This is a genomic window from Cyanobacterium sp. (assembly GCF_054166785.1).
This window is the reverse complement of sequence record NZ_JBSZCP010000062.1, coordinates 1-16,516: the sequence shown is the minus strand read 5'-3', so window position 1 is coordinate 16,516 and position 16,516 is coordinate 1. Positions and strand designations below refer to the sequence as shown.

12 protein-coding genes are annotated in these 16,516 nt (G+C 39.2%); 6 read left to right on the top strand and 6 right to left on the bottom strand.

The features are described from left to right. From ACXITR_RS13305 to ACXITR_RS13290, 4 genes are all read left to right on the top strand, one after another. Nucleotides 1–315: zinc ribbon domain-containing protein (locus tag ACXITR_RS13305; RefSeq protein WP_457997705.1), on the top strand; the 315-nt coding region annotated here is incomplete at its 5' end. A gap of 123 nt (nt 316–438) precedes the next feature. Further along, nucleotides 439–1,734: a TldD/PmbA family protein gene (locus tag ACXITR_RS13300; RefSeq protein ID WP_457997704.1), complete on the top strand. Its 1,296-nt coding sequence runs from the start codon at nt 439–441 to the stop codon at nt 1,732–1,734. A gap of 255 nt (nt 1,735–1,989) precedes the next feature. Then, nucleotides 1,990–2,913 (top strand): bifunctional riboflavin kinase/FAD synthetase, encoded by a 924-nt coding sequence (locus ACXITR_RS13295; protein WP_457997706.1) that lies wholly within the window; start codon nt 1,990–1,992, stop codon nt 2,911–2,913. A gap of 300 nt (nt 2,914–3,213) precedes the next feature. Continuing rightward, nucleotides 3,214–4,002 (top strand): SDR family NAD(P)-dependent oxidoreductase, encoded by a 789-nt coding sequence (locus ACXITR_RS13290; RefSeq protein WP_457997703.1) that lies wholly within the window; start codon nt 3,214–3,216, stop codon nt 4,000–4,002. A gap of 13 nt (nt 4,003–4,015) precedes the next feature. Here ACXITR_RS13290 and ACXITR_RS13285 read toward each other — a convergent pair whose 3' ends face one another. From ACXITR_RS13285 to ACXITR_RS13270, 4 genes are all read right to left on the bottom strand, one after another. Beyond that, nucleotides 4,016–8,101 (bottom strand): PAS domain S-box protein, encoded by a 4,086-nt coding sequence (locus ACXITR_RS13285; RefSeq protein WP_457997702.1) that lies wholly within the window; start codon nt 8,099–8,101, stop codon nt 4,016–4,018. Nucleotides 8,102–8,229: 128 nt separating this feature from the next. Further along, nucleotides 8,230–8,559 (bottom strand): DUF565 domain-containing protein, encoded by a 330-nt coding sequence (locus ACXITR_RS13280; RefSeq protein ID WP_457997701.1) that lies wholly within the window; start codon nt 8,557–8,559, stop codon nt 8,230–8,232. A gap of 9 nt (nt 8,560–8,568) precedes the next feature. After that, the gene (gene purN, locus ACXITR_RS13275) at nt 8,569–9,198 is read right to left on the bottom strand and encodes a phosphoribosylglycinamide formyltransferase (RefSeq protein ID WP_457997700.1); all 630 of its coding nucleotides are present in this window, start codon (nt 9,196–9,198) and stop codon (nt 8,569–8,571) included. Between the two features lie 74 nt (nt 9,199–9,272). Further along, complete coding sequence (locus tag ACXITR_RS13270; protein ID WP_457997699.1) at nt 9,273–10,271, bottom strand: Gfo/Idh/MocA family protein; 999 nt, start codon at nt 10,269–10,271, stop codon at nt 9,273–9,275. Nucleotides 10,272–10,455: 184 nt separating this feature from the next. On the opposite strand from ACXITR_RS13270, the gene ACXITR_RS13265 reads away from it, so the two are divergent. Beyond that, entirely contained in the window at nt 10,456–12,810 is a 2,355-nt protein-coding gene (locus ACXITR_RS13265; protein WP_457997698.1) for a transglutaminase TgpA family protein, read from the top strand. 236 nt (nt 12,811–13,046) lie between these two features. Beyond that, nucleotides 13,047–14,510: a GTP-binding protein gene (locus ACXITR_RS13260; protein WP_457997697.1), complete on the top strand. Its 1,464-nt coding sequence runs from the start codon at nt 13,047–13,049 to the stop codon at nt 14,508–14,510. On the opposite strand, the gene ACXITR_RS13255 is transcribed toward ACXITR_RS13260, so the two are convergent. Both ACXITR_RS13255 and ACXITR_RS13250 read right to left on the bottom strand, forming a co-directional pair. Beyond that, nucleotides 14,476–15,129 carry an SDR family oxidoreductase gene (locus ACXITR_RS13255; RefSeq protein ID WP_457997696.1) on the bottom strand — a complete coding sequence of 218 codons (654 nt, stop codon included), beginning with the start codon at nt 15,127–15,129 and terminating at the stop codon, nt 14,476–14,478. The two genes, ACXITR_RS13260 and ACXITR_RS13255, sit on opposite strands and share 35 nt — an antisense overlap. Before the next feature lie 132 nt (nt 15,130–15,261). Then, on the bottom strand, nt 15,262–16,314 hold the full coding sequence (locus ACXITR_RS13250) for an MORN repeat-containing protein (protein WP_457997695.1): 1,053 nt from the start codon (nt 16,312–16,314) through the stop codon (nt 15,262–15,264). Between the last annotated feature and the right edge of the window lie 202 nt (nt 16,315–16,516).

Here is a 16,516-nt window from a genome sequence, read left to right as displayed (position 1 = left end):
TGGTTGGAGTATTTGGGGTATAAGTATGGCAAAGTAACCGTAGCCGTACCGCCCCATAATACTAGCCAAGATTGTTCTAATTGTGGTCAAAAGGTGCAAAAATCCCTATCAACTCGAACTCATGTTTGTCCTCATTGTGGATATAGCTCAGATAGAGATTGGAATGCGGCGAAAAACATCCTAATAAAAGCATTGCGTACCGTAGGGCATACGGGAACATACGCTTGGGGAGATTTGCCCTCTTGGGCGATTGGTGTAAACCTGTCGTCTAACGGCGAGTCCGTGAACCAAGAATCCCCCACTATAGCGACGTAAGGAACTTAGTGGTGGGAGTGTCAATTGATTAATTGGATAATGGACTTTTAGGGGGTTTAAGCTCACCCTAGGGGGAACTAAAATTGCTGTAAGGTTGTTAATGATGGATAATGTTAAGGGTTTATGGAGGTAAGGAAAAAGGTGGAAGCAGAGGCGTTATTAGATTTGGCGAAAGGGCGTAGGGTTGATGATGTGGAGGTCTATCAGGTGCGATCGCACTCTTTACCCATTTCTTTTGAGGCAAATAGATTAAAACAGATAGAAAGTTCCCAGGGAGAGGGCATTGCCCTAAGGTTATGGCGTGATGGCAGTCCTGGATTAGCGGTGGCCTATGGGGATTTTAATGGGGATGATTTAATTGATAAGGCGTTGGCTATTTCTGCCCTTAATGCCCCTGAAACCCCTTTACTTAGCGAAAAAAACCATTTAATTTATGCCCCTTCAGATATTCGGGCGGATAGGAATAGTTTAATAGAAGAAGGACGCAGGGCGATCGCCCTTTTGCGAGAAAAACAACCCTCCATCCTTTGCAGTATAGATTTAGAATGGGAAACCGAAACCACCACTATTCTTAATTCCCGTGGTTTACATTGCCAATATACCGATACCAGCTTAAGTGCTTCCGTGGGGGTGGAATGGGTCAGGGAAGATGACTTCTTAGGTATCTACGATGGAATTTATTGCCACCAAACCTTAAATTTGGATAAAACAATCCAAAATATTCTGCAACGGCTGGAATGGGCAAAAAATCAAGGAATGATAGAACCTCGTGTTCTGCCCGTATTATTTACCCCTAACGCCGTGGTAAGTCTTTGGGAAACCGTGAGTGATGCCCTTAATGGTAAACGTATCGTGGATAAATCCTCCCCTTGGCATGATTGCCATGGAAAACAGGTTATTTCCCCTTGCCTTAATATTTCTCAAAATCCTCAACACAAGCCCTACGACTCCCCCTTTGATGATGAAGGCACCGTTACTCAGGATTACAAGTTGATTGATGGGGGTAAAGTGGCTAATTTTTATTGTGACCTGAAAAATGCTGATAAATTAGGCATAAAAAATACAGGGAATGGATTTCGCCCCAGTTTAGGTAGTTACCCTACCCCTAGCCTTGTTAATTTTATGGTGGATGGTGGGAATAAATCCTTTGATGAGTTAGTCACTGCCATGGACTATGGTTTAATGGTTGATCAATTTTTGGGCAATGATGCGGATGTATCGGGAGATTTTTCTCTCAATGTGGATTTAGGTTATTTGATTGAAAAAGGAGAGGTGATTGGTAGGGTAAAAGATACCATGATTTCAGGGAATGTATATGAGCTTTTAGGACGCGTCAAGGATTTGGGTAATGATAATATCTGGACGGGTTCTTGTTATACTCCTTCTATGGTGATTGATGGGGTATCGGTAACAAATTGACATTGAACCGTTATCCACAGAAAATTAAGACATATTAAGATTTGACGTTGGTGAATTAGGCTATGATTTTTAGTTTAGTTCGGCAATAGGCAATAGCAATAATAGTTCTAGTATTATATATTTGCTGTAGTTTAATGATGTTGCATACCCAAAATAAGCAACACCTAAGATTTTCCAGTTGACCATTAACTCCCACAGTTAATTATCAATTATTCATTCTCCATTATCAATTATTCACCCCTGTTTTCAGTGACAATTCTTGTAACTTCCTGCCTAGATAATATTATTACCCCAAATGCGATCGCCCTTGGCAACTTTGATGGACTTCATCGAGGACACCAAAGGGTAATAAACTCTATATTTGAGATAGATAATCCTGATATTTGTCCTACCCTTGTCACCTTTACCCCCCATCCCCAAGAATATTTTACAGGGAAGAAAAAACAACTTTTAACTCCTATTCCAGAGAAGGCAAAATTATTGGAAAAAATGGGAGTAAAACAATTAATATTATTACCATTTGATCGGGAATTAGCAACCCTTTCCGCTAGGGCATTTGTGAAGGATATATTGGTAGATAAAATAGACGCAAAATATATTAGTATCGGCTCAGATTTTCGCTTTGGTTATCAACGACAAGGAAACGCCCAAAAGTTACAAGAATTGACCGCAGAAAGTCATATTTATGTGAATATTACTCCCGAGGAAAAAATTGATGTTAATGATAGTTTCACAAGGATTAGTAGCTCTGATATTAGAAAGGCTTTAGGGGAAGGAAATTTATCTTTGGCACAAGGAATGTTGGGCAGAGAATATAATTTAATAGGAAAAGTAGTAAAAGGGCAACAATTAGGAAGAAAAATTGGTTTTCCTACGGCAAATTTAGATATAGATAAACAAAAATTTTTGCCCAAAAAAGGTGTTTACAAAGTTATAGTGAACCAGAATAATATTTATCATAACCAATTATTAGGAGTTATGAATATAGGCGATCGCCCCACAGTGGATGGAACAAAAACCACCGTAGAAGTTCATATATTAAACTGGGAAGGAGATTTATATAATAAAGTTTTGGATGTGGAATTAGTGAAGTTTTTGCGCCCAGAGAAAAAATTTAATTCCCTTGATGAACTAAAAGAACAAATTACTCTGGATTGTCAACTAGCATTAGATTATTAAAGACAAAAATATTGTTGTATTATCAGGATAAAATAGTATAAAAATAAAGCCGATAAGATGATTTATTTGTTATGCTGAAAAAACACCATAGCATTTTCCATGGTTATCAGATTTCCCTTCATTAAGGGGAATTATCTTGTATGTCATGGGCATAGTAATTGTTATATAGCGTTTTTCATAATTATGAGATACATTTATTATTCTCAAGTCCCCCTTATTAAGGGGGATTTAGGGGGATCATTTTGTACTCCGTAACCATGATAATTGCTATATATTTTTAAATCATTTCATCAATCAATTATGAGTAATAAAACTGCATTAATTACGGGAGCATCATCAGGAATTGGCAAGGCATTTGCTGAGGAACTAGCCAAAAGAAACTACAATTTAATTATTATTGCGAGAACTACAGAAGCATTAAATGAGATAAAAAAAGAGCTAGAAAGCCAACATCAAATAAACGTAAAAGTTATCACCCAAGATTTAACTTTAGCCAATGCTTGTCAAGATATTTATCAACAATTAAAACAAGAAAATATTCCCATTGATTTATTAGTTAATAACGCTGGTTTCGGGGATTATGGCTTATTTTGTGATCGCCCCTTAGAAAAACAATTAACCATGATTCAATTAAATATTAGCGCCCTCGTTGCCCTCACTCACCTATTTTTACAGGATATGAAAGAGAGAAAACAGGGAGATATTATCAATGTAGGTTCCATTGCAGGTTATCAACCCTTACCCTACTTATCAGTTTATGCCGCCTCCAAAGCCTTTGTATTGTCATTTTCCGAAGCATTATGGGCAGAAAACAAAAATTTTGGTATAAATGTATTAGCCCTTTGCCCAGGTCCCACCGAATCGAATTTTGGGAAGGTCGCAGAATTTGAACTTAATCAAAACACTGAAAATATGTCCTTAGCCAAAGCAGAAGATGTGGTTAAAGACGCTTTAGATGACCTTAATCAGAGGAAATCCAATAGTGTTACAGGGGGATTCGTCAACCAAATTATTGTTAATTTACCTCGTTTTTTACCCAGGGAATTATTACTCAAAGCGGTGGAAAAACAGTTTAAAAACAATGGATAATTCGGTTACTGTATCAGAGTAAATTAGGGTTGTTTAGTTTCAAAAGAGCTTTTTGAAGGGCATCCATGCGTAGAGGTTTGGAAAGATAATCATTCATTCCTGCATTGAGACAGATTTGACTATCACCTTCGAGGGCATTGGCAGTGAGGGCGATGATATGGGGTTGAGGATAGTTGTTACGACTCCTTATCATTCTGGTGGCAGTTAATCCATCCATTTCGGGCATCTGGACATCCATGAGGATAACATCATAGAGGGTATGTTCTATTTTTTCTAAAACTTCTACTCCATTTTTGGCAATATCAGCTTGATAACCAATTTTTTTGAGGGTTAGGAGGGCTACCTTTTGATTAACTAGGTTGTCTTCGGCTAACAAAATTTTTAGATTAGAGGTGGATTGGGAAGAGGGTAGATGATTATTATCCCTATTTTCTGGATGAGGGGGAGTCGGTTGAGGGGGAGGAATTTCTGCAAAGATAGTAAAGTAGAAAGTGGCGCCTTGAAATTCATCTCTCAGGGGCTGAGGTTGCCATGGGGAAGGGGGTTTACCACCTATTTTTCCATTGCTTTGCGCCCAGATAGTACCTCCCATTAATTCCACAAGGCTTTTACTAATGGTTAATCCTAATCCTGTGCCTCCGTAACGGCGACTAATGGAGTTGTCAGCTTGGGTGAAGGGTTGGAATAGGGAATAAATGCGATCGCCCTTAATACCAATGCCTGTATCCTTAATAGTAACCAAGATTTCCTGATGATCGTCGGTAACTTTTTGACTGGTAATGGATAAAGAAACCTGTCCTTTATTGGTAAATTTAACCCCATTGCCGACTAAGTTGAGCAAAATTTGTCGTAAACGGGAAGCATCACCATAAATAAAATTAGGTAAATTTTCATCGATGTGATAAACCAAATCAATGGCTTTTTCCTTAACCTGTTGCTCAAATAATTTAATCACTGACTTGATGATACTAGGCAAATTTAAAACTTGCTTATCTAAGTGAAAATTACCCGATTCAATTTTAGAAAAATCAAGAATATCATTAATAATAGTCAGTAAAGTTACCCCACTATCACGAATAGTTTGCACAAAATCCAACTGTTGCTCCGATAGGGGAGTATCTTCCAATAACTTAATCATACCAATCACTCCATTCATAGGAGTGCGAATTTCATGGCTCATATTCGCTAAAAATTCACTTTTTGCCCTAGTGGCTTTCTCTGCCTTTTCCTTAGCATTCGTAATAGTAATTTCTGCTTTTTTTCGAGCATGAATATCAATCAAAAAACCTTCCCATAATACATCTCCATTGGGTTGTTTTTCAGGAACAGAACAGGATTCAAACCATCTATATTCTTCGTTTTCATTATCTTGTTTTATACGAAACTCTGCATAAAAAGGAGTTAGAAATTTTGCTGATTGGGTAATCTTTTTTTGAATAGAAATAATATCATCAGGAAGAACTTTTTCCCAAAGGAAAAGACTAGACTGTAATAACTTTTCTGGCAAAATACCACACACCTTCTCACACTTTGGACTCACATAAACAAATTTATCTCTCCCATCGGAAGTCAGTAAATATTGATAAATTATCCCCGGTACATTTTCGCTCAAACGACGGAATCGACGCTCACTTTCTTGTAATTTTTGCTCGGCTATTTTTTGTTCACTTATATCCCTAATCAAACCATCCCAGATTATGTCACCATTAGGCATTTTTTCGGGGGTGGCGGTGGCTTCAACCCATTTTATGACATGATTTGATAAAATTATACGATGCTCGGAATTGAATGATTTAAGGGTGTGTGCAGAGGTATTCACGGCCGCCATCAGGGAAGATAAATCATCGGGATGAACTTTTTGCCACAAAGCACTACTATCATTAATGATTTCTTCTGGTTTGAGATGATAAATTTCCTCAGATTTAGGACTAATGTAGGAAAAGTAGTCATTTCCTTGGCTATCAACGATGTATTGATATACGATACCCGGAACATTTTGGGTAAGGCGACGAAATCGAGTATTGCTTTCTTCTAGGGCTTTTTGTGCTTGTTTGCGGTCGGTTATATCTAGGGACATACCACAGGTTTGATTGTACACTCCTTCTTCGTTGGGAATTAAAAAGTTAGTCACTAGGAGAGTTTTTATTTCATTGTTTACTATAAATTCGTGTTCAAACACCATGGGTTTTCCTGTTTCATACACGATGCGATCGCACTCACGGATCATCTTAACTTCTGCTTCTGTAAAAATATCTTCATAACATTTCCCCACAATTTGCTCACAAGTTTTACCAAAGGTTTGGCAAAAAGGTTCATTAACAATCAAGATGCGCCCATCCAAATCATTGACACACATTTCAAAAGGGGCATTCATTAAAATTGATTCTAGTCTTTTTTGCGAAGCCTGTAGCTCTAATTCCTTTTGCTTTAACTCGGTAATATCCCTACCTACCGACTGAATTTCTAGTAAGTTTCCTTGGTCATCAAAAATACCTTGATTAATCCATTGTGTCCAAACGTAGCCTCCCTTTTTCTTACTATTACGTCTTTCAATGATAAAATTAGGGTGATTGGGAGTTAAACTATTAAGCTGGTCATAGTGTTTAGCTAAATAGTCAGAATCTACAAAATCTCCCCACGATTTCCCCTCTATCTCCTCCAGTGTAGATCCAATGGCTTCACACAAAGCAACATTCACAAAAGTGATTGTGCCATCAGGTTTTGAACGTACCACAAAGTCCGTTTGAGTTTGAACTACCTGTTCATACATTTCCTGATATTCACTGAGGGCTTTTTCTTGTTGAGCAAAAGACGTTTGTAACTGGTTTGCCATATCTACGAAGTAGGAATATAAAATATCAAGCTCTTTTATGTGGTTGGGTTGATAATGAATAGTTTGCCCTTGCCAGTTGCCCTGTGCCATTTTCATGGTTGATGTGCTTAGTTGATGAATGGGTTTGGCTATTTTTTTTGCTACTAACCAACCAATGGAAGCGGATAAAACAAGACTAAAAGCTGTGAAAAACAGGGTAGTGTTAATGTTATTCCTAATGTCATTCATGAATAGAGACTCAGGGATAATATTAATGACTAGCCAATCGATGCCTTCTCTATTTTTTCTGTAGGGGTTTACTTTGATATAAACGGTATCGTTGATGTCGTCAGATTTGAGAATCTGTTCGCTGACAATGTTATCTAAACCCTCAAATTCATTGGTAAGGATTTCTATAACTTGGGCTACCATGGGATTATTACAATGTAAAGCAGGGATTCTTTCGCTCTGGTTATTTACGACACCGCCTAAAAAGTTTTGCCGACAACTACCAATCATTAATCCTTCGGTATCCACCACAAAGTTAATACTACCTTCTTCAAAATTCAGTTGTTGAAAAAATTGATTAATTTGCTCTAGTTGTAAGTCGATGGAGAGGGTGCCAACAAAATTGTTTTGTGCGTCATAAACTGGGGTAATGTGGGAAATACCAAGGATGGGGGGAAAGGCGTTGTCAGTATTCCATTCATAAATAGGACTCCATCGAGGGGTTTGTGAGGTTGGACTTGCGGAGTTAGGGAGTGGGATGGGTGCGGGGTTTTCTTCTGTGGTGGATACACCGATGATGTTTCCCCGATGGTCGATGTGGTAGTATGTTTTTTGGTTGCGGTTGTTACTATCAATAATTGCTACTTCTACGTTAGTTTTTTGGTGGTAGCCATAGCCGATACCAATGTAGTTACCTTCTAAGTCGGTAAAGTTTAGATAGCCTAGGTTAAATTGCCTTATTTTGGAGTAGAAGTATTTATATAGTTTGTCTCCATCGTTTTCAATGTCTATTACTCCTGAGCGAAAGGCGTTGGCATTGATTTGATTTATCTGTTCTGCTTTTCCTAGGTAGTTATCTAAATATTCTAAGGTGCGATCGCTCGTTTCGTTCAACAATCTATCGGCTAAATTCTCGATAGTCTCTTGCCCTGTGCGATGGGATAAATAACCCACTATGGCTACGGTGGTAACTATTGGCACTACAAAAGGAACTATTAAAACCCAGCGTAGGGGAAATCGCAATGATTTTTTATGGTCAGATGAGCCTTTAGAAGTCATAACCGCCGTAGGGATTGATTTTTAATGGCGAGAAGGTTTTTAGAAACAGGGAAAAGGTTAGGTGATCAACAAAAAATTAACTACTTAGTTAACTATTATTATCTTAATGATACTCAATCTTCTTGAAATTAAGATGCCAATTTGAGTCCTTCGAGGTATAGGGAATAAGCACACCCAATTTTAAAAGCATTAAGGGTGGTACGCCAGAGGGGTTTGTTGGGGTTACGATTTTTGTAAATGATGATATTTGAGCCTTCGGTAAATAAAAGGAAGAAGAAGGCATAGGTAACATCCCATCCCCCCGCTTGTCCCATGATAGCAGCGAGATTAACCGTCAAAAAGTAGCCAAGTAAAAAAGCTATGACGTTTAGGGAGAGTCGGCGCCATGGGTTACTAAAAAAACTAACAATTTGATTACCTAGGCTTGTTAGTAAAGTATTTAATCTTGTTTCTTGCATGGTGGTTTACTAATTTTCAAGGTGGGGTAAAAGGGCGATCGCCCTTACCATGATAAGATGTTCTTGGACTTGAATCCGTTGATGTAGGGTTTCGGGGGTGTCATCCTCCAAAATAGGCACGGCGGACTGAATTAAAACAGGACCACTATCTACGGCTAAATCCACCAAATGGACGGTACACCCTGTTATTTTAACCCCTGCTTGTAGCGCTTGTTCCACAGCATTGATACCTTTAAAACTAGGTAATAGGCTAGGGTGAATATTAATCACTTTGCGGGGAAAAGCCTCTAACAATACATTAGTAATAATGCGCATCCATCCTGCCATCACTACCCACTCCACCCCATGATTTTTGAATACTTCCACAATAGCTTGATCTAATTCTTCACGGCTTTTAAAATCTCGATGGTTGAGTAATACCGCTTTGATACCTAGTTTTTCAGCTTTTTCCTTTACCTTAGCCTTGGGGTTATTGTAAATTAAAACCTCAACTTTAGCATTCAATTCTCCATTAATGATACCATGGGCGATCGCCTCGAAATTACTACCACTCCCCGAAGCCATCACCCCCAACCTAACAGGAGAAGTAGTAGATTTTAACTGTTCAAGACTAACATCAGGAGAAATAATTGCGCTCATTTACCAGCCATGGATTACTAAAGTTTAACCAAGATTATCTCAAACTTTGGCAAGATAAACAATTCTATTGAGAATTAATGACTAATTAATAGGGTTTGTTTTGTTTTATAAGACTCAAGGGCAGCATTTGCCACCATCAAAGTATAAATACTATCCCGATTCGTCGTATATATGGGGGCATCATTCAATAAATGTTCTAAAACCAACTCCGTATCCTGGGCAAATAAACCCCGACGACTGCCCACCTCCAACTCAGTAATATTATCCCCCTGAATTAACTTACCCTTTTCCCCCTCAAACACCAAAACCCCCTCATCACCGTGAATAGTCAAAACCCTACCACTACGGGCAAACTTATCCCCCTTACCATAGGTAACATTTACCCCCATCTGATTTTTAAACATTAACTGTGCCTGACACCAACAAGAAGAAAAATAACCACTCTCAGGGGCATCCCAAAAACGAGCATTACAACTAACAGTTTCCACCTCTCCAAATAAATCTGTAAAGCGATTGATACGAGAAAGGGCAGCCATCAGGGGAAAACCATAATCATGGTAATTATAAGTCCAATGGGTACCTACCTTGGGTTTAGATAAAATGGTTTCGTAACTAGCAAGGAAAGGATTACCTATTTTGGAGATATATTGTTTAATGGCTTGATGTACTCCCCCCAAAAGTTCAATATGTTCGATATGGAGTAGTTTTCTTTTTGCCTTGGCTAAGTTTAACAACTCTGGGGCTTCATTACTGTTGATGGTGAGGGGATACTCTACGATAATATGTTTATCTGCCAGGAGGGCTTCTTTGATAATTTGCCCATGGAGATAATTTACATTGGATACACAAATTAAATCGATTTCTTTATCTATGATCAAATCCTGCCAAGAGGATACCATTTTGAGGTGATGGGTTTGGGCAAAGGTAGCGGTTTTTTCAGGAGTGTTACCACTGACGGCCACTAACTCAGTATGGGTTGATTCGTTAAAGGCTTCTGCCCTTCTAGCGGCGGCGTATCCTGTGCCGACAATGCCTACTTTGAGGGGAGTTTTAACAATTTGATATTGACTCATTACAGCTAATGGTGAAAATTAATGACATTTACAATATTAAAACTATTATTACCATTGCCCATTGCCTATTCCCTATTCCTCCCCTTGATTAGTCAAGATTTTGTGTGACATAAAAGACTATTCGCCATGATGCACCCTTGATAATTGTTACAATAAATTGATTGCTAAAGCCGATGAATAGTCAATGATTAAACAACTAAAGCGTTTCCCCACGATTGAAAAGATTATCCAACAAATAGAATCTTTACCCCCTTTGAAAACGGAAGAGTCTATTTTATTTCGGGTGTTGGTACAGTTAATGGTAATTGTGGGTATTGTGGCTACGGATGTGGCGGCAGTGAGTCAATTTCCCATGAGTGTTTGGGCAATTCCTCTTAGTATTGTGGGTGGGGTGGTGAGTTGGCATCGGCGTAAGGAAAAAAACGTTACTTTAAAATTTATTCTTGCCATTGCGATGGTTGCCACCCTGTTTTTCTTTTTGGGAAATCTGATACGCAGTTTGTTTGATAATCGTCTGGTTTTGGCGGAGTTTTTGGTGCAGTTACAGGTTTTACATAGTTTTGATTTACCTCGCCGTAAGGATTTGGGATATTCTATGGTGATTGGTTTTATTTTGATTGGGGTGGCGGGTACTCTTTCCCAGACGGTGGGTTTTGCCCCTTGGTTGTTGTTATTTTTGATGGTGGCCATTCCAACCATGATTTTAGATTATCGTTCTCGTATGGGGTTAGCTACCTATGAGAGTGAGTATAGGGCGAATCGTGGTAGTAAGAATCAAAAACAGTCGGAGAAAAATAAACAATGGCTAAAAAATTCTCCGTTATCTCCTAAAAAAATTAGTTCCTTTTTAACGGTTACCCTTGTTATTGGGTTAGTAATTTTTGCCATTATGCCTCGCTATCCGGGGTATCAGTTACAAACCTTCCCTGTGAGCGCCCCTGAAGGGCTAGAAGACCTTGATTTTTCTCAGGCTGATCGGGGGATTGTTAGCCCGGGTTATAACCCTGATGGCAGTGGTGCTGGGGGTGGTGGACTATCTGGGGAGGGTAGTAGTTCAGGTAGTGGGCAAGTAGATGACACTTTTTACTATGGTTTCAATACTACCATTGACCAAAATTTACGGGGTAGTATTACTAATCCGAAGGTGGTTTTAAGGGTGCGATCGCAATCCCCCGGTTTTTGGAGAGCGTTGGCTTTTGATCAATACACGGGGCAGGGATGGGACATTTCTAGGGATGACCAAACCATGGATATTGATCGTAACCGTTGGAATTTTCAGTTTAATTTTTCTTTGCCTAATGTGTTAGGGGAGACGGAGAGGGTAATTCAAACTTTTACGGTGGTTTCTAGTTTACCTAATATTATTCCTCTGCTTTCTTCTCCTCAAAGGCTCTATTTTCCCACGGAGCAAGTGGCGGTGGATACGGAGGGTAGTTTGCGATCGCCCACAGGACTGTTAGAGGGTTTAACCTATACAGCAGTATCCCAGGTGCGTAAAAGAAATCAAACCCAGTTATCCCAAGCAGGAAGCGATTATCCCGAATCCATTGCTAATTATTATTTGGATTTACCTGAAAATATCCAAGATTTAGTCAGGGAAAAAGCTGAGGAGTTGTTGGCAACTTCCCCCAATGAATTAACTTCTAACTACGCAAGAGCCTTATATCTTGCTCAGGCTATTAAACAAAACTATCGCATTAATCCTGATATTCCCCCCCTAGAGGAAGGAGAAGATTTAGCCCAAGCCTTTTTAGAACAACATCAGGGCGGTTATCCTGATCATTTCGCCACTGTATATACTCTTATGTTGCGATCGCTCAATATTCCAGCCCGTTTAGTAGTGGGTTTTTCCTCGGGTAACTTCAACCCCTTCACAGGATATTATGTAGTGCGTAATACTGATGCCTACGCCCTTACTGAAGTCTATTTTCCCAATTATGGCTGGTTTTATTTTGATCCCCTTCCGGGTAACGAAATTATCCCCCCCTCCGTGGATGATGACAATACCTTTGGAGTGTTGGGGCAACTGTGGGATTGGGTTGCCAGTTGGTTGCCTTCTCCCATTGTCGATTTTATTACCATCCTTTTCACTAATATTATTGATGGCATTTCCGCCTTCCTTTCTGCCCCATGGTTGGCTCGTCTCTGGGCATTTTTCACGGGTAGTTTTACAGGTATTTTAGTAGGCTCAATGGTGTTAATATTCCTCGGCTTTATTGGTTGGATTGGCTTTAACATATTGCAAAAACAATTGTATCGTCTCCGTTTGGCAAAATTAGATCCCATGGAGAAGTTATATCGAGAAATGATTGATTTCCTAGGACAAAAAGGTTATCCCAAACATAAAGCCCAAACTCCGAAGGAATATGCTCAAAGGTTACGGGAGTTTTTACCTGTTGAACAGTTAGAAATTATTGATCTAATTTCCGATAATTTTGTTGCTTGGTATTATGGAAAACAGGAGTATAATTTGGACTATTTACAGGCTCAATTTAAGTTATTAAAAAGTAGTTTTAAAGCAAAAGTAAAAGTAAGTTAAATAATATGATCCCCCCTAGCCCCCCTTAATAAGGGGGGGGAACTCAATTTAAAAATCTTATAAATAATTTAGGCCTGCTACAGTTAATTAAAATTACAATAAAATGCTATCAAAATTCAAAATATTTATAAAATAAAGTTTTCAAAAGAATTAGGAATAACTATAGTAATAAAAAGAAAATATCCTATTACCAAAAAACAACACTTTAACTTACACAATCGTCAGAAAAAATAATTATGGCAGAAGAAGAATTTAATCAATGGAATGAAGATGAATGGCAAAATACTATCCTTGACTTTGCTAATTTACAAGGAGAAATTAACTATAAACAAGCACAACAATCATTACAAAATTTACTAGATAATCTTGACCTTAAACAAGAAGAAAAAACAGGACTAGAAACTGACATTGAGCAACTAACAGCGATGTTAGAAAGATTAGAAAATTCTGTCATTCAAATTGCCGCCTTTGGCATGGTGGGCAGGGGAAAATCTAGTGTTTTAAATGCTTTGGTAGGACAAGAAATATTTATCACCGGGCCTCTACATGGAGTTACCCAAGATATAAGTCAAACTAATTGGCAATTAAATAAAGAAAGTATTGGTAATGGATTGGGCAATGTGCAACGGTTGATTAACTCCACGGCAAAAGCTCAAATTCAATTGATTGATACCCCCGGCATTGATGAGATTGATGGGGAAACGAGGGAGGCGTTAGCCCATGATTTGGCTAGTCAGGTGGATTTAATTTTGTTTGTGGTGTCGGGAGATATTACGAGGGTGGAATATCAAGCCCTTTCGCAGTTGCGGGAGGTGGGTAAACCGATGATTTTGGTATTTAATAAAATTGATCAATATCCTGATGCCGATCGCACCGAAATCTATGAGACAATTAGGGATAAAAGGGTAAAAGAGTTACTATCCCCCGATGAGATTGTGATGGTGGCTGCATCCCCCCTAATTTCTGAAGCGGTGAGGGATGGAGATAATCGGTTAAAAGTTAGCCGTCGTCGGGGAGAGCCTAACATTGAGGACTTACAACTAAAAATCCTTGAAATTCTCCATCGGGAGGGAAAATCCCTTGTGGCGCTTAATACCATGTTATTTACAGGTAATATTAATGAACGATTGGTGCAAAGAAAGCTAGATGTAAGGGATGATAACGCCGAAAAAATAATCCAAAAAGCCGTAATGACCAAAGCCAGTGCGATCGCCCTTAACCCCGTAACCGCCCTAGATTTGTTCACAGGGGCGATCATTGATGTGGCAATGATTTTAAGCCTTTCCCACCTTTATAACATCCCCATGACCCAAAAAGGAGCATTAGGACTACTAAAAAAAATAGCCTTCAGCATGGGAGGTATTACCGCCAGTGACATCTTAGTTACATTTGGTCTAAGTTCCCTCAAAGGAGTATTGGGCTTAACTACCCCCATCACAGGAGGATTAAGCCTTGCCCCCTATCTCTCCGTAGCCATTACCCAAGCGGGGGTAGCGGGGGTTTCCACCTACGCCATCGGACAAGTGAGCAAAGTTTATCTTGCCAACGGTGCATCATGGGGAGAAAATGGCCCCTTGGCAGTGGTAGAAAATATTATCAATTCCCTCGACGAAACCTCCATCTTAAATCGCATTAAATGGGAATTAAAAGCTAAACTAAAAGCCACTAAACCGCCAACAATTGATCCCAATCTTGGCTAGGAGCATTTTTATCCGCCACAATTTCCAAAATTTTGCCATCGGTTTCCGGGCGAGAAATCACCTCCACACACACTTGCGCCACCTTTTGACGGGGAATAGAGCCTTCTTCAAGCATATCCGCCCCCTTTACCACCAAGGGATATAAATTATCTTCATTTTTTAAACCCCCCGGGCGTACGATAGTATAGTTTAAGCCACTATTCACTAAATACTTTTCTGCCTGTTTTTTCCAAAACAATACCAAGCCAAATAGATTGAGAGGATGGAAAAACTTCGACACACATAGGGAAGTAACGAAAATAAATTTATCTATATGAGCTTGTTTTGCACAATTAATGAGATTTTTAGTACCTTCAAGGTCAACCTTATAAAATGCAGTAATATCCCAACTAGGAGTAGCCCCCGTGGCACAAATCACCACATCACAACCCTCCATGGCAGTATCTAAGGTAGCAGGTTTTAAAACATCCCCCACCACTACTTCCACTGAAGGAGCTAAGATTTCCTTGGCTTTAGCTTCATCCCTCACTAAAGCACGAACATCCATCCCTTTTTCGACTAACTCTTTTACTATTCTTCTGCCCGTTTGCCCCGTGGCACCTGCAACTAAAATTTTCATAGAATTGGTTTTTTATAATGACGATAATTCTATGGTATCAATTTGTTCAGAGACAATTTATTTTCCCTCACTCCACAAGGGGTTAAAACCCCTTGCCACAAAATTAATATTATCGAATTGCTACCCTAACATCTAAATTGGTTGATCATCACGCCAGTTACCGTCAATCACCGTACCATCACTAAAGGTATAGATTCCCGTGCCATTTTTCTTGCCGTTGGCAAACTGTCCATTATAAGTGTCACCATTGGTGTAAGTACAACTCACCTGCCCATGGAGTTGATTGTTGCTAAATTCCCCTTGACAGACATCACCGTTGGCAAAAGTAAATATTCCTTGCCCTTGAAATTTTCCATCTACAAATTGTCCTTCATAGCGATTACCATTGGGAAAAGTATAAGAGCCATTGCCCGATTGTTTGCCATTGTCAAAGTTGCCTTCATAAACACCACCATCAGAAAAAGTTAGTTTTCCTCGTCCGTGGGGAATGCCATCCCTCATTTCTCCTTGGTAGGTGTCATCACTAGGAAATCTTCTTTCACCGTTACCTGTTAATCTACCTTGGGTAAAAGTACCTCGATAACTGCCCCCATCCGCAAAGATATAAAATCCTTCTCCATGGGGTTGATTCTCAAGAAGTTGTCCCTGGTAGCGATCGCCATTAGCAAAATCACAGATACCCTCCCCTTGAATTTGACCATCTTTGACAGTACCCGAACAACTATCTCCATTACTAAAGATAAATTTACCCTCCCCTTGGGGTTCACCATTTGCAAAAGTGCCTTCAAAACGACTGCCATCGGGGGAAGTATAAACTCCTTGCCCGTGGGGTTGCCCTTGTTTAAACTCCCCTTCATATATATCCCCATCGGCATAAATTCTTTTACCTTTGCCCTCAATTTGATCATTAGTAAATTCGCCCTCGTAGCGATCGCCATTAGCAAAAATATATATACCCTGCCCCTGTTTTTTACCATCAACAAAATTCCCCTCGTAGCTATCACCATTACTAAAAGTACATTTCCCCTGCCCATGGAGATTACCATTTCTTAATTGCCCCTCACAGCGACTACCATCAGGAAGATTAATAGTATTAGCTAAAACGGGAGTAATGAAAAATAAACTATTAACAATAGTGGCACTAAAAAGATTAATTATTAAAGTTTTTTTGGTGATTTTATTCATTATTTTATCTGAGTAATTAATAGTTATAAATGATGTTCTAAAAATATTTAATTAAATTCCCTGCTTATTAAGAGGGGGGAGCAAATTTTTATTCTGTGCCATTATTTTCCGTTGACAGTTGTTGCCTTTCCCTTTCCGCTTGAGCCTCGGCTTCCCGTTGTTGCCTTTCCCTTTCCGCCTGAGCTTGGGCTTCCCGTTGTTG